The sequence below is a fragment of the Agaribacter flavus genome, assembly GCF_042646125.1.
Lineage (GTDB): Bacteria > Pseudomonadota > Gammaproteobacteria > Enterobacterales > Alteromonadaceae > Glaciecola > Glaciecola flavus.
The window spans coordinates 22,121-42,540 of sequence record NZ_JBHRSW010000043.1; the positions used below are offsets into that span (position 1 = coordinate 22,121).

At 41.8% G+C, this 20,420-nt stretch carries 16 protein-coding genes; 11 read left to right on the forward strand and 5 right to left on the reverse strand.

Features of this window, described 5'->3' with window-relative positions; translation table 11 throughout:
- Positions 1-20: 20 nt before the first annotated feature.
- A complete protein-coding gene (locus ACFOHL_RS15180; protein ID WP_376921092.1) occupies positions 21-848 on the reverse strand; it encodes a DNA adenine methylase in 828 nt (275 codons plus the stop codon).
- A 238-nt stretch (positions 849-1,086) separates the two neighbouring features.
- Here ACFOHL_RS15180 and ACFOHL_RS15185 point away from each other — a divergent pair, with 238 nt between their 5' ends.
- Entirely contained in the window at positions 1,087-3,480 is a 2,394-nt protein-coding gene (locus ACFOHL_RS15185; RefSeq protein WP_376921093.1) for a putative bifunctional diguanylate cyclase/phosphodiesterase, read from the forward strand.
- 22 nt (positions 3,481-3,502) lie between these two features.
- Here ACFOHL_RS15185 and ACFOHL_RS15190 read toward each other — a convergent pair whose 3' ends face one another.
- Positions 3,503-3,715, reverse strand: a complete 213-nt coding sequence (locus ACFOHL_RS15190; RefSeq protein WP_376921094.1) for a DUF2970 domain-containing protein — start codon at positions 3,713-3,715, stop codon at positions 3,503-3,505.
- Positions 3,716-3,792: 77 nt separating this feature from the next.
- Between ACFOHL_RS15190 and ACFOHL_RS15195 the strand changes: the two genes are divergently transcribed.
- On the forward strand, positions 3,793-4,065 hold the full coding sequence (locus ACFOHL_RS15195) for a hypothetical protein (RefSeq protein WP_376921095.1): 273 nt from the start codon (positions 3,793-3,795) through the stop codon (positions 4,063-4,065).
- Between the two features lie 263 nt (positions 4,066-4,328).
- Here ACFOHL_RS15195 and ACFOHL_RS15200 read toward each other — a convergent pair whose 3' ends face one another.
- The gene (locus ACFOHL_RS15200; protein ID WP_376921096.1) at positions 4,329-5,003 is read right to left on the reverse strand and encodes a TorF family putative porin; all 675 of its coding nucleotides are present in this window, start codon (positions 5,001-5,003) and stop codon (positions 4,329-4,331) included.
- A 302-nt stretch (positions 5,004-5,305) separates the two neighbouring features.
- On the opposite strand from ACFOHL_RS15200, the gene rpe reads away from it, so the two are divergent.
- The 8 genes from rpe (at position 5,306) to ACFOHL_RS15240 (ending at position 13,751) form a co-directional block, all read left to right on the forward strand.
- Positions 5,306-5,959, forward strand: a complete 654-nt coding sequence (rpe, locus tag ACFOHL_RS15205; RefSeq protein ID WP_376921097.1) for a ribulose-phosphate 3-epimerase — start codon at positions 5,306-5,308, stop codon at positions 5,957-5,959.
- Positions 5,960-5,968: 9 nt separating this feature from the next.
- Positions 5,969-6,982 carry a tryptophan--tRNA ligase gene (gene trpS, locus ACFOHL_RS15210; protein WP_376921098.1) on the forward strand — a complete coding sequence of 338 codons (1,014 nt, stop codon included), beginning with the start codon at positions 5,969-5,971 and terminating at the stop codon, positions 6,980-6,982.
- A 3-nt stretch (positions 6,983-6,985) separates the two neighbouring features.
- Positions 6,986-7,564, forward strand: coding sequence for an anthranilate synthase component II (locus tag ACFOHL_RS15215; protein ID WP_376921099.1), 579 nt, complete (start codon positions 6,986-6,988; stop codon positions 7,562-7,564).
- Between the two features lie 3 nt (positions 7,565-7,567).
- Positions 7,568-8,758, forward strand: a complete 1,191-nt coding sequence (locus ACFOHL_RS15220; RefSeq protein ID WP_376921100.1) for an HDOD domain-containing protein — start codon at positions 7,568-7,570, stop codon at positions 8,756-8,758.
- Positions 8,759-9,080: 322 nt separating this feature from the next.
- Positions 9,081-10,286: an aspartate aminotransferase family protein gene (locus ACFOHL_RS15225; RefSeq protein ID WP_376921101.1), complete on the forward strand. Its 1,206-nt coding sequence runs from the start codon at positions 9,081-9,083 to the stop codon at positions 10,284-10,286.
- Positions 10,287-10,312: 26 nt separating this feature from the next.
- Entirely contained in the window at positions 10,313-11,356 is a 1,044-nt protein-coding gene (astA, locus tag ACFOHL_RS15230) for an arginine N-succinyltransferase (RefSeq protein ID WP_376921102.1), read from the forward strand.
- 23 nt (positions 11,357-11,379) lie between these two features.
- Positions 11,380-12,849, forward strand: a complete 1,470-nt coding sequence (gene astD / locus ACFOHL_RS15235) for a succinylglutamate-semialdehyde dehydrogenase (protein ID WP_376921103.1) — start codon at positions 11,380-11,382, stop codon at positions 12,847-12,849.
- A 95-nt stretch (positions 12,850-12,944) separates the two neighbouring features.
- Positions 12,945-13,751, forward strand: a complete 807-nt coding sequence (locus ACFOHL_RS15240) for a DUF1338 domain-containing protein (RefSeq protein ID WP_376921104.1) — start codon at positions 12,945-12,947, stop codon at positions 13,749-13,751.
- An 82-nt stretch (positions 13,752-13,833) separates the two neighbouring features.
- Here the strand turns inward: ACFOHL_RS15240 and parC are convergent, their stop codons facing one another.
- Positions 13,834-16,125, reverse strand: coding sequence for a DNA topoisomerase IV subunit A (gene parC, locus ACFOHL_RS15245; RefSeq protein ID WP_376921105.1), 2,292 nt, complete (start codon positions 16,123-16,125; stop codon positions 13,834-13,836).
- 117 nt (positions 16,126-16,242) lie between these two features.
- Between parC and ACFOHL_RS15250 the strand changes: the two genes are divergently transcribed.
- Positions 16,243-19,407, forward strand: coding sequence for a hybrid sensor histidine kinase/response regulator (locus ACFOHL_RS15250; protein ID WP_376921106.1), 3,165 nt, complete (start codon positions 16,243-16,245; stop codon positions 19,405-19,407).
- A 149-nt stretch (positions 19,408-19,556) separates the two neighbouring features.
- Here ACFOHL_RS15250 and ACFOHL_RS15255 read toward each other — a convergent pair whose 3' ends face one another.
- Positions 19,557-20,246 carry a DUF2982 domain-containing protein gene (locus tag ACFOHL_RS15255; protein ID WP_376921107.1) on the reverse strand — a complete coding sequence of 230 codons (690 nt, stop codon included), beginning with the start codon at positions 20,244-20,246 and terminating at the stop codon, positions 19,557-19,559.
- Positions 20,247-20,420: the final 174 nt, after the last annotated feature.

A 20,420-nucleotide genomic window follows, 5' to 3' on the forward strand; every position in this document is an offset into this window, starting at 1 on the left:
AGTTTAAAGCTGTCTGAGCTCTACGCTTTTGTAAACATTTTATTTAACTGGATTACGGCTCTTCTTGGCATGTTTTTTACCGCAACAACTTCAAGCGCCTTCTCACGGGAGCCATTGCAAGAAATAAATCGGGGCGCATCTACGAGATACAATTTAAAGCCTGCTTGCTTATACAATTTTTTAACTCTAGTGGTTGCCTGATTCGAAATGATTGTTGGGCAATCAGCACTCGAAAGCCAGTCAACTAGTCGTTCTTGGTCACTCCAAACAAAGTCAGTGGAATGATAGTGAGTAAACTCAACGTCATAAGGCGGATCCACATACAAAAAATCATTTGAAGCAATGCTAATATCAGCAAAATCCCCCACGCTTAACTGCCAAGTATCAAATGCCTGCGCGTATTCATCGAACGAGGGCAGATAATTTATTGTTTTATGTCGCCCAAAAGGCACATTGTAGTAGCCAGACTTATTGAAGCGACAAAGGCCGTTGAACCCCGTTTTTATTAAATAATAAAATAGTTGAGCAGACTCTTTGGATAATTGCTGCCTGTCAGCAATCCTATCGTTAAACTGCTCCCTCGCTTGATAATACTCACTTTCATTATTGCCATATGGCAATTCAAACTGTAAACCTAGCTGAATTTGCTGATAAAAATTGATAAGATGTTGATTTGCATCATTTAATAAAGCATCTTTCGGTTGGAGTCCCAAGGCAACTGACATACCGCCTACAAAGGGTTCTACCAAACGGTAGTCTGGAAAAAAGGTATATACCTTTTGCAAAAAAGGGACTAACCAACGTTTTCCTCCAGCCCACTTCAATGGCGGAGTTAGCTTATTTTGCATGATGTTATCGTTATAGTTATAGTTAAATCAAAGGTGACAGGCGCAATAATCACCTAAAAACAATTGCCTAGCGGTCGATAATTCTATCAGAACATTAAATTGTCTTGTAATACTTAAAACCGAATATGTATAACTCTTTCGTTTGGAGTACGAGAGAGCCACCGTCAAACGACAAACTAAACGCCGAGAAACACAATGTTCAAGAGAGTTAAGGAAAGGGTCAAATAAGCAAATGAATATGATGCGTGGTTTGTTGTCTAAGATGCTGCTACTGGTGGTGATTGTCGCGATCATCTCATTAGCCGCCTCGTACACTTTTGTTGGTATACAACAAAAACGCGCCTTAGACGAAAACCTCGATGCCATAAAATCAAATCACTACCGATCGTCGAGAGTACTGTTTAGTAACCGCCTAGACGCACAGGAACTACTTACCGAAGAAATAGTTCAACTTGGGAACGTTAGGCAAAAAAAGCCAGACGCTGTTGAAAGCTTTTTGCAAGAAGTGTGGCCCCGAGTCCAGCTAAGCTTTTATTTCTCCTCTATGTCTTTTTCAAAAGGTGACATGCAATATAGCTTTGGCCGTTTTCCAAAAGCAGAAATGCAAACTCTACAAGAGTTAACTGAAACTAAGCTTCAACCACAAAAAAACATCGTTTGTCACATGGTATGCGAGCTAGCGACTGCCATACCTATTGTGGCGAACGAAGAGACGTGGTCGTTATCTGTATTATCCGATATTTCAAGACCCATATACGTACTCCGCACAGTGCTTAGTAGTGATATAGCGGTCATCAAGCCAGACACCACACCAACGGCAGCGGATATGACACTAAACCGCTACGTGCCAGAGTTTATGACTGGCTTTACCGAAAATAGAGACCTATTCAACTTGGCACTTAGCCAAAAACAGATCACAGCACTCGAAACAAATGGGCTACATTTGTCACAAGGCAAAAAAGATTATTTTATATGGTTTGCAGATTTCACTGATATCGGTAAAAGCTTACGATTGATGTTTATTCGTGATATATCATCAACGCTTGCTCAACAACGTGAACAAAAACAACAAGTTATTGTCACTTTTGTCACCTTGACTTTTGGTGTCTTACTGTTTTTGATGCTGTTTTCGATTATCCCTATATCAAAAATAAATCAACTCAAACGAGCTATTAAATTAATTGGTGCCAAAGAATATAACATCGCTAGATATAGGCTAGGTAAAGCACGGAATCCTTTGTTCCCTGACGAGCTTGACGATCTAGAGGAAGAGTTTAGATATGCCATTGATGTACTTGAAACCTATGAACAAGAATTGAGTAATTCTCAAAAACGCCTAGTAAGGCAGGCAACGATAGACGCCATTACCGGCCTTTTCACTCGGAACGTTTTAGTAGAAGATTTGGCCAAGATGAATCAAGAAGATCATATTGTGAACGTAGCAATATTCTTCTTGGATCTTGATGGTTTCAAACCAGTAAATGACAACCTTGGTCACGAAGCTGGTGATATTATGTTGAAAAAAATCGGCTATCGCCTCAAAGGTGTTATCAATAAATTTATTCGCGTATATAGAATTGGCGGAGATGAATTTGTAATTTGTTATACCAATTACAATGATGACGATGCTCTATTAAAGATGGCTGATGCTGTGGTAGACCTTTTTTCTGCGCCCTTTCACGTCTATGACACCAGTATATCAATCAGTGCAAGCATCGGTATTGCCATGCAAGAAGCAGTGGCTATCGAGCCCGATACCTTACTTCGCTATGCCGACATCGCGATGTACCAAGCCAAAGAAGAAGGCAAAAATCGCTTCAAATTTTTTGATGAATCAATGCGCGAAAATGCACAGCGCCGCTTTACAATCAAGAATGATTTTGTTGCTTCACTCGCCGACGGCCAGCTATATGTCGTTTTCCAACCCATAGTAAGCAGTAGAAACCGAGCAGTCACAAAATTAGAGGCCTTGTGCCGCTGGAATCACCCTGATATCGGTTTTATACCTCCTCCAATCTTCATCGACGTACTCGAAGAAAGTGAAAACATGAATACCTTGTTCGAATGGATAGTTGACAATGTTATTGGTGAAATCCGCTATCTAGACGGCATCGGACTTGACGAGGTTGTGGTTTCTATTAACCTCAGTACCTCACAGCTGGTCAATGACACTGCTTTACTGATTTTAGACAGCAAACTGGCCTCGTTTGATATTGAGCCATATCGAATAGAACTAGAAATTACTGAAACTTCGCTTATATCGAACTTTAAGCAAGCAAAAAAATGGATACAACGAGCAAAAGAACTTGGCTTCAGAATCGCGATAGATGATTTTGGCGCAGGGTATTCCTCCCTATCCTACTTAACCGCATTTCCATACGATACCGTCAAGCTAGACCGTTCACTCCTAAATAATATAGACAAAGATGAGACACAACAAAGAATCGTTGGCTCACTTACGCAAATGTTACATGGCTTATCAGTTCCAATCGTTGCTGAAGGTGCTGAAACTGAAGGGCACTTTGCTAAACTAAAAAGCTTAGGATGCGACTACATACAAGGTTACTTAATTTGCCGACCTGTCGAGCATGAAGAGCTTGTTGTGTTTTTAAGCAAACGCCCGCGTCCCTGATTCGTTTAGAGGCTGTCGCTGCCTACGTGGCAAGATTTACCAAGGCAATAACAAACAAAACAAAGGCTATAAGCATAAACAAGCCGACTAATACAAAAGGAAGAATGGAGTCAAACTGGGAAAAGTCTTTCCTATAGTTTTTTTCACTTTGCACACCAAAAAAACTTGCTAAAACGCTCCAAACAATACTGGGAAGTTGCCTCAAAAAACTGGGTTTGTATTTTTTATTCGACAAAAACTAATTATCTTTTTAGCAGCTCTAATAGCTGTAAATAATGGAATTGCATACTTTCTGGTTTACTGAACATCCATGTGTACCAAGTTAATTTCTGTGATGAAGCCTTACACAAGGCAATAGAACCGGTTGACAAAGTCTTCGCCCCAGATAATGAATCGTCTTGCGCATATTGCGGTGAAGCTGCATTTATACAATGCGAGTCCGTATTGACTAAAAACGTATTGACGGCGAATACCATTGCAGCACAGCTCAATATCACTGTTGAAAACAGACGTTTTAAAGAATATTTACCCGAGTTCATTAGCCTTCTCTCCATTAAAGCTCTGGCAAGTGTACTCGCTTTTTAAGAAAAAGGCTAATTATTAACCGCATTTAGTATGAGGAAAGCGCGGATGGATTATACTTGGCAGTTTCCCTTACTTTTGTCGAAAAATTTATTTTTCATGGAAGAAAAATCAAAGCGTATATGGATATACTCGCAGCGATTTTACGACAAAAGTAAGGGAAACTGCCAAGTATAATCCCTCCGCAATTAAGAAAATTGTTTCGCCCATAAAAAAGCCCCGAATCCATGAGGTATCGAGGCTGAAATTAAAAGCTATTTTATTGCTTAGAAGCTAGTTGACCATGAAGCAACAAATTTAAGGTCGCCGTCAGCGATACCTTCATCTTGCGCCTTAGATACAGAAAACGTGAAATCGCCTTTTGCGATATCGATTTGAACGTGGCTGTAGTCGTAGTCACCGCCTTCACCGTCTGCATCAAACATGTATGAGCCAGCAGTTAAGCCAAGTTCAAATTCGTTGCCCAAAGCAATACCGCCATAGCTAATGCTTGCATAGATGTCGCCGCTATCAAATGCAGAACCATCGTCAACTTGGCTGTTAACGGTGTAAGCAACACCAAAACCAAAGTTACCTACAGAACCGTTGAAGTAAACTTCTCCGAAATCACTATCATCAAGGTCTGTGTAAGCATAATAGATATAGCCAACGTCATAAGCAAAGCTGCCGCTTTCACCACCAAAACCTAGATAAAAGTCAGTTTCTGCACCGGCACCATCACCTAATGAACCGACCCAAGTACCTGCATAAAAACCACTTTCAGCAGCATAATCAAGGCCGCCCGATACCGAAGCAGAGTCACTGCTTTGGCTAACGCCGCGCCATAAATAGTTTGAAGTAGCGCCAATATTAGCACTTACTTCGGCTAAAGCAGATTGGCTTGCCATTAAACTAGCAGACAAAGTAGCAGCTACTAGAGTTAACTTAGCAAATTTTTTCATGTGTGTTCTCCGATTTATATAGTAATAAAATTTAAATCTGCCGCTATTATTATTATTTTATTGCTAACAGCATGTTAAGCAAAGCAGATGCCATAAAAAATAAAACGCTAAATGACTGATATATATAAATAAACCATAACACCAAGCTAATTAAAAAAAAGATACTGCACCAAATAAACTCAAAAATAATATATAAATGCACCAAATTAGAGCTCGCTCCCAAAAATGGCGCACAACAAACACTTTTGTCTGGTGCACTAATTCGATAAACTTTCTCCTTTGAATTTAAGAGGACAATTAGCATGCAAATAGCTCCTTCCATTCTCTCGGCTGACTTCGCTAGGCTGGGTGCAGAAGTGGATGCTGTACTAGATGCGGGTGCAGACATCGTACATTTTGACGTGATGGATAATCATTACGTACCCAATTTAACCTTTGGTCCAATGATCTGCAGTGCCCTCAGAGATTACGGCGTGCAAGCAGATATTGACGTACATCTAATGGTAGAGCCCGTCGATGCCATGATTGAAGCATTTGCAAAAGCCGGCGCCAGTATGATCAGTTTTCACCCTGATGCCACACCACACATGCACAGAAGTATATCGCTCGTCAAAGACTTAGGCTGTAAAGTTGGCATTGCACTAAACCCCGGAACACCGCTGCATGAATTGGAAGAAGTTATTCAATACCTCGACTATGTATTGCTGATGACAGTAAATCCCGGTTTCGGCGGTCAACAGTTCATACCTCAAAGCACTGATAAAATTAAGCGCTTAAAGCAAATGATTGAAACGCGCAAGCTAAGTACCTTGATAGAAGTAGATGGCGGAATCAATGCCGAAACAATAAAACAAACATACGATGCAGGTGCCGACATTTTCGTCGCCGGTTCAGCGATATTTAACGCAAAGGACTACAAACATAGTATTGATTCACTCCGTCAAGCAGTAAAATAGGAACATTACGTGACAACAAACAATAAACCAAAAGTATTGAGTGGCTGTCAACCCTCTGGACAATTGACGATCGGCAATTATATGGGCGCACTACGGCAGTGGGTCAAGATGCAAGAAACACATGATTGCGTTTATATGATTGTAGACTTGCACGCTATTACGGTACGCCAAGAAGCCAAAGCTTTACACGAAGCTTGCCTAGATGGATTGGCTTTATACATTGCTTGTGGTGTCAACCCCAATAAAAGTACGCTTTTTATGCAGTCTCATGTGCCTGAACACGCGCAACTCGCTTGGGCACTCAATTGTTTTACCCAAATGGGTGAACTCAACCGCATGACACAATTTAAAGACAAATCGCAAACGCACAGTGGAAACATCAATGTCGGTTTGTATACCTACCCTGTACTTCAAGCCGCTGACATTTTGCTTTATCAGGCAAACGAAGTGCCTATTGGCGAGGATCAAAAGCAACATCTAGAACTAACACGTGATATAGCAACGCGATTCAATAATATTTACGGAACCACGTTTACTATACCTGAACCACATATTCCTGAATCTGGTGCTCGCGTGATGAGTCTGCAAGATCCCATGAAAAAAATGTCGAAGTCCGATGCCAACGTAAATAACTTTGTCGGTTTACTGGAAGACCCTAAAAAAGTTGCCAAAAAAATTAAGCGTGCAGTAACCGACAGTGATGAGCAAGCTCGCATCTATTTTGACCCAGTAGAAAAGCCTGGGGTATCAAACTTATTGTCCTTGTTATCATGTGCAACTGGCCAAAGTATTAAAGATCTAACACCCACATACGAAGATAAAATGTATGGCCATCTAAAAACAGATGTAGCTGATGCTGTCGTTGCACTTATTGAACCGATCCAACAGGAATACGCAAAAATACGACAAGACCATGCATACTTACAAAGTGTCATGCAAGCAGGTAGCGCTAAAGCTCAAGCCATCGCGTCCGATACATTAGCTAAGGTTTATGCTGCACTAGGGTTTGTAGGTAAGGTCTGATCATTGATCGTCATTATTGATAACTATGATTCTTTTACTTACAACTTAGTTAGGTATTTTGAAGAACTTGGTCAAAAAGTTGAAGTACACAAGAATGACGCAATCAGTGTTGAGTGTTTGCACAATATCGATTTTAGTCATCTCGTTATTTCTCCAGGGCCGTGTTCGCCAAACGAAGCCGGGCTGAGCCTAGCCATAATACAAGCGTTTTGGGGAAAAATTCCTATGCTTGGAGTATGTTTAGGCCATCAAGCCATTGCCCAGTATGCTGGTGCCAGCATAGTGCGAGCGGCTGAAATTAGGCATGGCAAAATATCAACGATTTCTATTGCAGAGCAGTCAACACTATTCAAAGATTGTAAGCGCCAGTTTAATGCCACGCGCTATCACTCATTAATTGTTGACCCGAGTACTTTGCCAACTAGTTTTAACATTACCGCGTGGTGCAGTGATTTTAAGCATAGGGAAATCATGGCTATAGAGGACAGTATAAACAAAGTTTATGGCGTTCAGTTTCACCCTGAATCATTGCTCACTGAGCATGGCCATACCATACTAAATAACTTTATTTTATCTGGGTAGTAGATGAAACAGAGCGTATCACAACTTGCAAGTGCCTTTAATGACCGTTTTCTTCAACTATTGATCTCTCTGGATGAGGCCATTGTCCTCTCAGGTAAAAAAACAGCCCAAATGAAAATCTTTGAAGATTCTGAACAGCAAGATGCTCGACGCGAACTGTTAATGGTTGAGGAAATAGCCAATAGAAAACGAGAAATTGAAGCTGACGCGGAAATGACTCACCACCTTAAAATTGAAGCCCAGTTCCATCAAAGGCTTTTAGTTGATATCGAAGAGCGCCTGCAAGACACCGATAACATCCTCTCGTCAATTTTAAATGTCAATGAGCATTTAGGGAAGCTACTCGACGTTTTATACACAGAGGCCTGCACGCTATCTAAGTTAGTCGACCATATCGATGCGCTTCCCTGGTTACAGCGCGCAATATTACAATTTGTTAAACAACCTAAATATCGACGAGTAGACGCCAAAGGACACGCAGTAATCATTAGCACTACGAAAGCCGCTTTGAGTTTCATCGGTATTGAAAGCTTAAGGCAGCTCGTGCCAGTTTTGGTATCCAAACACGTCATGCCGCCAAATTCAGAATTTACCCCTGATCTACAAAGACATCTTTGGCTATACACCATTGGTACCGGAAATGTAGCACGTGAATTATCAAAGGAGTTTGGTGTTAAACCACACTTGGGATTTAATCTCGGCTTGTTAGCATCAATCGGACATTCTGTAGTTGCAACAATTTACCTCAAGGCTTTCGATATTCAGCTCAGAGAGGAAATTATTGATGCAAAAAACAACAACAATCATGTATTAGCGCAATCTATTGCCAAACTCACACCTTCACACAAATACATTCGGAGTTTGTGGAAAATGCACGCTGCCAAAGTTGCTTATTCTATTATCGCAGCGTTGAAACTCCGATGGTTGAATATCACACCCGGTGTGGCGGGTATCGCCAGTATCAAAGAAATTTCTTACAAGTATGTTGAAAAGCACAACCTTCATCCATTGGCGAAACTTCTATTCAAATCTGCCGGTTATATGCAGTTTAAACTTATGCAAAAAAACCAACTGATGTCGAAGGAGGCATCCATGTTATATTTGCGAAACTTTGGCATCGCCGCATCTGATCTCAGCAACTTGCGCAATGTCAATCTAACAGGTTTAGAACTCAAGATCGCTCAAAACGCATAGCAAAAAGGAATTTTTTTAAATTTTTTTCAGCATGTTTATTCGCTACGCCAATTCCTCTTATTTAGTGTTTTAATAACCAGCAAGACAAAGGTCTCATATCACTCAAGCTAGAGACAAATATAAGAACAAAAGAGCGTCATGCATAATTATGCATGCATTATGCAGATAACTGCATAACCCTTATTTTTACTGGCTATGAACAATGTTTATAGTGAGGACGAATGCTAATTTTTCTGGCATACTGCGCCTATTCAATGATTCCAAAAATACATTTTCCATGTTTTTTGTGTAGCAAATTTTTTTTAAAAGAGGCCATATCAATATGCAAGTGACCAGAGATACCTTTAATGATGTAATGGTGCCCAACTACAACCCAGCTGCAATGGTACCAGTGCGCGGTGAAGGATCGCGAGTATGGGATCAAGACGGTCGTGAATACATTGATTTTGCGGGTGGTATCGCCGTAAATGTGCTCGGTCACTGCCATCCTAAACTTGTTAGTGCTTTACACGAACAAAGCAACAAAATTTGGCACTTAAGCAATATTTTTACTAACGAGCCAGCACTTCGCCTCGCAACAAAATTAAGCAGCGCGACCTTTGCAGATAAGGTCTATTTTGCCAACTCGGGCGCCGAAGCAAACGAAGCTGCGCTCAAACTTGCAAGGCGCTTTGCTCTTGATAACTTCGGCGAGAATAAGAACGAGATTATTGCTTTTAAACAAGGTTTTCACGGCAGAACGTTTTTTACGGTCACAGTAGGCGGACAAGCAGCCTATTCAGATGGTTTTGGCCCTAAACCTGGCGGTGTCGTTCATGCAGAATACGGCAACTTAGAGATGTTAGCATCGCTTATGTCTGAAAAAACCTGCGCAGTGATGATGGAGCCTATGCAAGGTGAAGGCGGTATCATTGTTCCCGATGAAGATTTTGTCAGTGGTGTTCGCGCTTTATGCGACAAACACCAAGCTCTACTAGTTTTTGATGAAGTGCAATCAGGTATGGGACGCACAGGTGCCCTTTTTGAATACATGAATATTGGCGTAGTGCCAGACATCCTAACTTCCGCTAAATCGCTGGGTGGCGGGTTTCCCATAGGCGCAATGTTGACTACCAACAAGATTGCTGCGTCTTTAGTACCCGGTTCACATGGCAGTACATATGGTGGAAACCCTTTGGCCTGCGCTGTAGCAGAAGCGGCCTTTGATATCATCAATTCCCAAGAAATATTCGAAGGCGTAAGGAAAAAAGAAAGCCTGTTTCGACAAAAACTTGAAGAGATAAACAGTAAGTACCATGTTTTTTCAGAGATTCGAGGCAAAGGAATGTTGTTGGGTGCGGCATTATCGCCAGAATACCAAGGACGTGCTCGCGACTTCATGCTAGCGGCAAACCAACAAGATTTAATGTGTTTGATCGCAGGCGCAAATGTGGTGCGCTTCGCGCCCTCGCTCATCATTCCTGACGAAGACATTGTCGAGGGTTTGGCTAGATTCGAACGTGGTATCGCTACACTGTTATCTAAGTAGTTTTATCAGAGTTACAGGTTGGTATTATGCTTATTGTTCGCCCCATCGAAGAACGAGACTACCCTGCTTTGTATGATATCGCAGTGGAGTCAGGTGTTGGCTTTACGTCTTTACCGGTAAACGAAGCCCTGCTCAAACAAAAAATTGAGCGCGCGCAAGAGGCCTTCAAAGCACAGATTACGCATCCGGGTAACGAGAGCTATCTATTTGTCTTGGAGGATACTGATACCGGTGAAGTACTGGGCACTTCTGGTATAGAAGCCTCTGTAGGTATGAACGATGCTTTTTACCACTATCACCTTGGAAAAGTAGTGCATGCCTCAAGAGAACTCGGTATCCACAACACAGTGGAAATACTCACTTTTTGCAACGACTACACTGGGGTCAGCGAACTCTGTAGCTTGTTTTTAAGGGAAAAAGCTCGTAAAGGGCTTACTGGTCGACTGTTGTCTAAATTTAGATTTTTGTTCATGGCAGAACATGATCAGCGTTTTTCTAATACTGTTATTGCGGAAATGCGCGGTGTATCTGACGAACAAGGCAAGTCGCCTTTTTGGGAGTGGCTAGAAGCGCATTTTTTCTCTATGGATTTCCCGACTGCAGACTACCTCACAGGTATTGGCAAAAAGGTGTTTATTGCTGAATTAATGCCTAAATATCCGATATATGTGAACTTACTGTCTAAAGAAGCGCAAGCCTGTATTGGCCAAGTCCATGAAAAAACAAAACCTGCACTGCGTTTGTTAGAACAAGAAGGCTTTCGCTGCCGAGGATATGTAGACATTTTTGATGCGGGTCCCACGGTAGAAGCAGACATCCATAACTTGACTACTGTTCAAAACGCTCAGCACTCATCCGTTAAAATATCAAACACCGAAATGACTGCTGACAGCATGGAAAACCGTCTAGTAATTAATAATAAAGTATCGGGTTTTAGAGCCTGTATTGTCCCTATTCAAAATAGTTTACATACTTTTGACGAGCTGCCCATACCCGCGGAATACGCCGATGCACTGCAGGTCGAAAACGGTGATTCAATCTATCATGCGCCCTGCCCTAAACGCAGATAACTCAGTTTGTGGAGTACAAGTACATGCAAAGTAAAGTACATTTAATAAATGGTGAATGGGTCGAGGGTGAAGGCATACTCTTCTCTTCTCTAGACCCAGCAAAGAACCAAGAAATTTGGCAAGGTCATGAAGCGACAATTGAGCAAGTAGACCAAGCGGTGATGGCTGCAAGGGCAGCCTTTCCTGATTGGTCGTTGCGTTCTTTTGACGAACGCCTTGGTTTCGCGAAACGTTTCGCAGAATTACTAAAAGAAAATAAAGATCAATTGAGTAAAGTCATCGCGCAGGAAACAGGTAAACCGCAATGGGAGACCGCAACAGAAGTAGCAGCGATGATAGGTAAAGTCGGTATTTCTGAAAAAGCCTACCACGAACGCACTGGCACGGTAGAAAATCCAATGCCAAAAGGTAAAGCGATGTTGAGGCACCGCCCTCATGGCGTTGTTGCCATATTTGGGCCCTACAATTTTCCCGGACATTTACCCAATGGGCATATTGTGCCTGCATTGTTGGCTGGCAATACAATTGTTCTGAAGCCCAGCGATCTCACGCCACTTGTCGCTGAGCACATGGTGAAACTTTGGGAACAAGCGGGGTTACCTAATGGCGTACTCAACCTTGTGCAAGGGCAAGTAAACACAGGAAAGGCACTAGCCAGTCACGCACAAGTTGATGGCTTATTTTTTACCGGTAGTTCAACCACAGGTAAACTGTTACATGAACAATTTGCTGGACAGCCCGGTAAGATTCTAGCGCTGGAAATGGGCGGGAATAACCCGTTAATTGTCACTAAGGTCGCCAATGTTAAAGCGGCGGTACACGATATTATTCAATCAGCGTTTATTTCTGCTGGTCAGCGCTGCACCTGTGCTCGTCGTCTATTTTTGCCAGACAATAGTTATGGCGAAAACGTGCTAAGCGAACTAATCAGCGCTACCAAAGCAATAAAAATTGGGCATTACGACGATCCGGCACAACCCTTTTTTGGTTCGATGATTTCAAGTCAAGCAGCCAAACTCATGGTACAAGCCCAACAATCCATTGTTTCCATGGGGGGCAAGACTCTACTTGAGTTGACACATATGGATACGCAAACCGGCTTTGTTACGCCGGGCATCATCGATGTGACCAAGGCCAGTGAATTACCTGATGAAGAACACTTTGGCCCTCTGCTTAAGGTCTATCGATACAAGACATTCGACCAAGCGATTGACGAAGCAAACAATACAAAATACGGCTTGTCAGCAGGATTACTTGCTGATGACCGCAGTGAATATGAGTACTTTTTACCTCGTATACGCGCCGGAATAGTTAACTGGAACCGCCCAATTACAGGCGCCAGTAGTGCAGCACCATTTGGCGGCATTGGTGAAAGCGGTAATCATAGAGCCAGCGCCTACTACGCCGCTGATTATTGTGCCTATCCGGTAGCATCAGTTGAGCTTGAAGAAATCGAGCTTCCAGACAACTTAAGCCCAGGGCTCACACTATAAATATAGGGTAAAGGGTAGTATTTAACTAAATATTACCCTTGCAAAGCACGATTTAACGGGCGCTTTCAATTGCGACGACCCAAAGGAACATTAAGATGCATACTTCAATCGACGAATTGTTTGCAGGTCTATGGCAAGACTACGTGTCAATCACGCCATCGGCTCATGCTATTCACCACTTGCTCAGTGAAAAAACAGGTAATAAAGTTATAGTTAATGACCACATTGCGCTCAGGACCTTTAATCACCCAAAAGTTGAGCTAGGCGTATTAGCTAAGCATTTTGAAACGCTTGGGTATGAAGCCAAAGGCGAGTATGACTTTAAAGCCAAAAAGCTCAATGCAAAGCACTTTGAGCATAAAGACCTAACAAAACCCAAAGTATTTATTAGTGAGCTTAAAGTAGAAGAGCTTTCGAATAACGCACAACAAGTGATTGAAAAAATAGTTTTGCAAATCTCTGCTGACGCTACATCCACAGATACCTTTTTGTATTCTGGTCGTCATTGGCAGGTTTCAAGCACTGAGTACCAAAACTTACTTGAAGAATCGGAGTATGCTGCTTGGTTGGCTGCTTGGGGTTTTCGTGCCAACCACTTTACCGTAAGCGTAAATCATTTAAAAAACGTAAGAAACCTACAAGAAGTGAATCAACTTCTAAAAGAAGCTGGTTATACGCTTAACACTGCGGGAGGCGAGATTAAAGGTGGAAGAGACGTCTGTTTGGCACAATCTTCAACCATGGCAGACAAAGCTTCTGTTGATTTTAGTGATCAAAGCCTAGATATTCCGAGTTGTTTTTATGAATTTGCAGAGCGTTTCCCACTTGCAAATGGAGAAATTTACCAAGGTTTTGTCGCGGCATCAGCAGATAAAATCTTCGAAAGCACACATACCTCCTAAATAATTCGCCGCGAATGATAGTCCAGCGCGAGTTAGGTTTGCTATGGCGTATTATTGCCAGCCCTAAAACGAGCTGGCAAACTTAATCTTCATGTACATCATTGGCTTCAACCACTTGTTCTGGCAAGACAATTTCAATCTCATCAACACGTTGCAAGCCTCTAGGGAGTTTGTTTCCTCGTCGCCCTCTTTCCCCTTGATAGTGAACTAAGTCGCTGGGAGACAGGGTCATTCCCCGTTTACCGGCGATAATTTTTAAGCTGGCTTCCGCGGGTACAACACTCAATTGCGTTAAATACTCTTCTCGTGTCTTCGCTTTTGCCGAAGGTATATTCATTAACTTGTTACCTTTTCCTTTGCCCAGTGCCGGTAAATCTTTTAATGGGAAAAGCAACATTCTGCCTTGGTTAGAAATACTCAAACACCAATCAGACTCAATGTCATAAGTCAGTTGAGGATTCATTACCTTTGCGCCAACCGGCAAGGATACAAAGGCTTTACCCGCCTTATTTTTAGTCAACATATCAGAAAATTTACCGACAAACCCATAACCAGCATCCGAGCCAATCAAGTAACGCTGGTTTTCATCCCCCATAATCACGTACTCTGCATTTTCGCCAGCAACTAAACTAAATCGCCCTGTAATTGGCTCTCCTTGGCTACGAGCAGAAGGCAAGCTGTGGGCATCACACGAAAACGTTCTTCCAGAAGAGTCTAAAAATACAACAGGCTGATTACTGCGCCCTTTTGCACTGTGTAAATAGGTATCGCCAGACTTATAACTTAGGTTTGGCGCATCAATGTCATGCCCTTTCGCACACCGTGCCCAACCTTTCTCTGAGAGCACAACAGTAACGGGTTCGGACGGCACAAGCTCTTTCTCGCTTAGTGCTTTTGCTTCGCCTCTTGCGACAATTGGGCTTCTGCGTTCGTCTCCGTATTTCTCGGCATCAGCTAATATTTCTTTTTTGATCAGTGTTTTTAAGCGTCGGTCAGAGCCCAATAACAACTGCAGAGAATCTCGCTCTTTGGCAAGCTCATCTTGCTCACCTTTGATCTTGATTTCTTCCAACTTTGCCAATTGGCGTAGTTTTAACTCCAGTATAGCTTCAGCTTGCTTGTCACTTAAGCCAAAGCGCAACATGAGCTCTTTTTTGGGCTCTTCTTCATGTCGAATAATGGCAATCACTTCATCGATATTGAGAAAAGCGACCAGCAAACCATCAAGAATATGTAGCCTAGCCAATACCTTGTCTAATCGATACTGTAGGCGTCGCGTCACCGTATCTTTGCGATAAGTCAGCCACTCAGACAAAATAGTCAATAAATTTTTAACTTGTGGCCTAGCGTCTAATCCGATCATGTTTAAGTTGACGCGATAGCTTTTTTCTAAATCAGTCGTCGCAAATAAGTGTTGCATGAGCTGTTCGACGTCGACTCGATTAGAGCGCGGCGTAATCACTAAGCGAGTTGGGTTTTCATGATCAGATTCATCTCTAAAATCACTGACAAAGGGCAATTTTTTTGCCTGCGTCTGCGCACCAATCTGCTGCAATATTTTTGCACCGGACGCTTGATGTGGCAAAGCAGTAATAACTACCTCTCCATTCTCTTCATGAAATACAGCACGCATTTTCAAACTACCGCGACCGCTTTCATAGATTTTCTGGATTTCTTCTTTCGGTGTGATGATTTCTGCTTCCGTGGGGAAATCAGGCCCCTGAACAAACTCGAACAAGTCATCTAAACTTGCCTTAGGGTTATCCAGCAAATGCGCGCAAGCATTAGCAAGTTCTCTCACATTGTGAGGCGGAATGTCCGTCGCCATACCCACAGCTATACCAGTGATACCGTTAAGCAAAATATGAGGCAATCTAGCGGGTAATACTTTTGGCTCATTCAATGTGCCATCAAAATTGGGGGCCCAGTCGACCGTTCCTTGTCCTAATTCAGTCAGTAATACCTCTGAAAATTTAGACAACCGAGCCTCAGTGTAACGCATAGCAGCGAAAGATTTAGGGTCATCAGGCGCTCCCCAGTTTCCCTGTCCATCGACTAAGGGATAGCGATATGAAAACGGTTGTGCCATTAGCACCATCGCTTCATAGCAAGCAGAATCCCCGTGGGGGTGGAATTTACCCAAGACATCGCCGACAGTACGCGCTGATTTTTTGTATTTGGCACTAGCACTCAAACCCAAATCAGACATGGCATATACAATACGCCGTTGTACCGGCTTTAAACCATCCCCAATATGAGGAAGTGCGCGATCCATGATCACGTACATCGAATAATTTAAATATGCATCTTCGGTAAAGCGTCCAAGTGAAACTTGCTCAACGCCATCGCTGTTTATTGTAATATCGTTATTCATGAACTAGGGCTACTTTAATTCCAACTTGAGCTGTATACATCTTGTTGTATACCCACTATATTAACTCACATAGTATCTTAATTTATTTAAAAGCTTAACGTTCCTTTGCGTATTTTAGTGTGTAAATTCATAGTATTGCTCTCATTTACCTTTTTTTTTGAAAAAGGCGAAGCAGCAGATCCTGAAAAACACATTTATCTGAGTTATAATACCGAGCACGAAGAAATTACTTCAAAAATGCTGGCTCAAGAGTGGCGTAGCGAAAATGTAAGCGCTACAAACTATATTTACAATCGACAACTGCTGCCGGTCATTGACGCCTCTCACGCACATTTTGGATTTCAAGAACGCGGTTTATGGCTACATGCAAATATCAGCAATTTATCGTCAAATACTAAATGGATTGTCAGCTTGCGTGGCTCTCAAATTCAGGATGCGCGATTTTTTTTGTACGAGAACAACAAAGCGCTTGTCAATGTCACCGATGGTAACACCAACAAAAGCAGCTCATACAGTTTCCCAACTTTCCCCATTTCCTTAGAAACCAATAAAACTTACGATATCTATATATACGTATTATCCTCTAGCCTTTCCACACGTATTCCCGTTTATATATCGCAAGCAAGCCAACACAAGACTATTAATCACTTAGACTTTTTATTGTGGGGCGTTTTTTACGGCGCCATGTTTATACTCGCCGGCTATGCAACATTTTACTCGCTGAGTAACCCCAGTATCAACAACGTACTGTTTCTCTTTCATATCGCGTTGATTTTAGCTCTGCAGTTACTGTGGAGTGGTCACAGTGTCATTTTACCTAATCATTTTTATCTACTTCAATCATTAGTAAAAATCGAAGAGTTATTTTTGCTTATCAGCATGAGTTGTACCGTATTTAGTTTAAAGCTTTTACCCAAAAAAAATTATAGATATGAGCTAAACTATGTCTTGAAGGCAAATTTATTCATAACCGCCGTCATTCTCATTCTTTTGGTGAGTGACAGTATCACACCCGCTTTAAGATTATGGCTTTCTGTAGGAGCAGTCGTATTAAGTATCGCCAGTAATACTTGGATAGTATCCTCTTCACTTGTTCGATCTTATGCGCCTGCAAAGCCACTTTTGGTAGCGTGGTGCGTGTGTATCTTGGCGGTAGCCGCATATTCTGCATACTATGCTGGTTGGCTTCCGACCTCGACATTTGGTACACAAATTTATCAGGCCATCCTCGTTTTTCAAGCTTGTGCGTTCTTATATGCCATCGTCGATAAAAACCAATACGAGTTAAAGTTAGAAGCCACACAAGCAAAAGCAGATGCTGAAAACAACTTCTTAATTATTGAAGAACAAAATGTGCATCTCGATATTTCTCGAAAAAAAGCGGAAAAAGCTAACGAAGTCAAATCCCAATTCTTAGCAAACATGTCACACGAAATTAGAACGCCTCTTAACGCTATCGTGGGATTTAGCAAAGAACTGGAAAACCGAAGCAATCCATCGGAGAGTGACGAACACGTAAAAATAATTAACTCCTCTGCCAACGACCTGTTAACTATCGTTAACGACATACTTGATTTTTCAAAAATGGAAGCGGGTCAATTAAGCTTGAATGAACGGCCATTTTCTCCCAAGGAGTTGTTTGAAGATATTGCCGCAACAATGTCGAAAACCGCGCATTTAAAACAACTTGAATTTTTGTATGAAGTAGAAGCCACACCACCTCGGCTTATTGGAGACGCATTTAAAGTTAAACAGCTGATTACCAACTTAATTAGTAATGCATTGAAGTTTACCAACTACGGTTTCGTCGGATTAAAAGTACAAACGCTTTCAGAAAGCAGTAAATCTGCCAAGTTACAGATCCAAGTTTCGGATTCAGGCATTGGTATCAACGAAGACGATATCCATAAAATTTTTAAAGCATTCCATCAGCTAGACGATGACTTGAACCGCTCTTATCAGGGCACGGGTCTTGGCTTAGTCATTTGCCAAGAATTGGCGCATCTGATGGACGGCAATATAGAGGTAAGTAGCGTGCCCGCCGAAGGCTCAAATTTTACCGTTACTCTGCCATTTAAAATAGAAGAAGGATCAAATGACAATATACATGTCGTCCCTTTCGCCAACAAACAAGCTGTTGTTGTCGATACCTGGGGGGCTTCACGAAGAGCTATCGTCAAACAACTAATGCAGGCTGGATTCGAAGTGTCTTCTTACGAATCGTTAAGCATCGCAACACAATTTATTCATTCAGATACTTTTGTATTTTTAAGCTTACCCCAAAAACATATGAATTATCGCGCAAAATGGATGAATATATTAAGTAAGGTTAAGCCTGTAGCCATTGTCTTGCTCTACTCGGGACCGGTACCCAACTCCCAATTGTTGGGGCATGTGAATACTCTACCTTACATGTTGAGACTGCCACTCACCGACAGAAAGTTAGATATATTGCAAGGACCATCCTCAAAAACTCACAAGTCTGCATCCGCTCCAAGTGTGTTTAATTTACCTCCAATTAGAATGCTTGCCGTAGACGATATGGAACTCAATTTAAGGCTAATCGAAACTTGGCTTAAGAATTCTCCAGTTACTTTAGACTTGGCCTATGACGGCCCTTCTGCGATAAAAAAATGTGAGCAAATTGAATATGACCTCATTTTAATGGACATTCAAATGCCTGACATGGATGGCATCGAAACAAGCAAACATATTCGAAAAACGACATACAATATCGGTACGCCTATTGTTGCAGTTACTGCGCACGCGTTAAGTGAAGAAAAAGAGAATTTTCTAAATAGTGGTTTAGATGATTTTCTTTCTAAGCCGATTAAAATTAATCAGTTGATCAAAGTAGTTAACCTTTGGTGTGAGGCTGACGCGGGTATTCAAAACGGGAGTGAAAACAAGGACGCTGCGATATGTAATTTAACAATGGAGACAATCGATTGGCAGCTGTGTATTGCTCGCTCTAACAACAGCGAAAGTTTGGCCATATCTTTTATGGACGATTTTGTGGAGTACCTGAAACAAGTACTAAGTAATATCGATCCGCTTTTAAACAAAAATGACCATCAAAGCTTACTTGCAAATGTGCATAAACTGCATGGCGTATGCTGCTATACAGGTGTCCCCAAATTGCAGAGCTTTTGCCACAACTTAGAAGTTAAACTGAAGGAAGCAACTAAAGAAAGCTACGATGAAGAGTTAGCTCAAGTGATACTGGAGATACAACTTATTCTCAACCAATGGCCAAAGCGCAAAGCGAGGATTTACAAGTAAATTAGATTGTATTGCCTGAATATCGGGGCGGAATGCCAAAGCAAAGCCTAAAAGGCATGGATGCCTTTTGGGAGTCCCCATGGATGGGCTTGCGGCGACTTTGTTTTGGCATTCCGCCCCGATATTCAGGCAGTAAAATCTAACTTACCTTATTGCTGCTTAATTCTTGCCTCCTGACATTGTCTCAACAACGAAATAAAGGCTTGAGGGCTTCTGTCAAGTTCGTTTGCAGATATAAAAATATCATAACCAAGGCCTTCTTGTAGTCTTCGCATACGGTTGGCAAACATAGCTAAAATACCATTAATCGTTTTGCCACTTTTCATTTTAAATCGGGTATCTTCGATTAAATCATCTCCGTAACACTTTCCTTCTGCGCAACGACTTGCATTAATCTGCGTCACCAAAGGACGTTGCTCCATCAACAAGTGCGTAATTAAACGAGGAGAGATAGTGTTAAGCACTTGTTCAGGATCTTTTAAACGAAAACCTATCATCTCTAATTCCACTTGCGACAACCCTTTGTGTACACGCGGTACATCAACGCGTTGTATGTTGTCCCAAGATATTTCCCAAACACCACGACGATGAAAATAGACGAGTGAATCTCGAGTAATTGACAAACTATATTTAGGCTCTCGAAGCTTAAAAAAGCCCATAACTACGCCGACAATACCAGCCGCCATCACTAAAATTCCAGCAAAAAAGAAGATGTCTGGCAAAAATATACACGTTGCCAAACCGATAAAAAACAAAGCACTACCTATTAAACAACTCATCATGCCGTTATTGGCAGAAGAAGCTCGAATGAGAATTTCATCACTTTTCTGAGACGTCACAGCACGCTCACCATAATGTTCACCAGATTTACGTAAATCATTGCCAAATATAAAAATATAAAATTAACATGAGTAGCCCCCATATTATAATATACCGAGTACGTCGACAAAAAGCGCAATTGGTGTTCCACCAATTAAGGAAATGTTGCAATAAGCCCTTCAAATTGTGTTTAT

Bases quoted from the DNA above. Each gene is read 5' to 3' on its own strand.
- rpe (WP_376921097.1), top strand. From the start codon at position 5,306: ATGCAAATAGCTCCTTCCATTCTCTCGGCTGACTTCGCTAGGCTGGGT.
- ACFOHL_RS15240 (WP_376921104.1), top strand. From the start codon at position 12,945: ATGCATACTTCAATCGACGAATTGTTTGCAGGTCTATGGCAAGACTAC.
- ACFOHL_RS15185 (WP_376921093.1), top strand. From the start codon at position 1,087: ATGATGCGTGGTTTGTTGTCTAAGATGCTGCTACTGGTGGTGATTGTC.
- ACFOHL_RS15220 (WP_376921100.1), top strand. From the start codon at position 7,568: ATGAAACAGAGCGTATCACAACTTGCAAGTGCCTTTAATGACCGTTTT.
- astA (WP_376921102.1), top strand. From the start codon at position 10,313: ATGCTTATTGTTCGCCCCATCGAAGAACGAGACTACCCTGCTTTGTAT.
- parC (WP_376921105.1), bottom strand. From the start codon at position 16,125: ATGAATAACGATATTACAATAAACAGCGATGGCGTTGAGCAAGTTTCA.
- ACFOHL_RS15225 (WP_376921101.1), top strand. From the start codon at position 9,081: ATGCAAGTGACCAGAGATACCTTTAATGATGTAATGGTGCCCAACTAC.
- astD (WP_376921103.1), top strand. From the start codon at position 11,380: ATGCAAAGTAAAGTACATTTAATAAATGGTGAATGGGTCGAGGGTGAA.
- ACFOHL_RS15180 (WP_376921092.1), bottom strand. From the start codon at position 848: ATGCAAAATAAGCTAACTCCGCCATTGAAGTGGGCTGGAGGAAAACGT.
- ACFOHL_RS15200 (WP_376921096.1), bottom strand. From the start codon at position 5,003: ATGAAAAAATTTGCTAAGTTAACTCTAGTAGCTGCTACTTTGTCTGCT.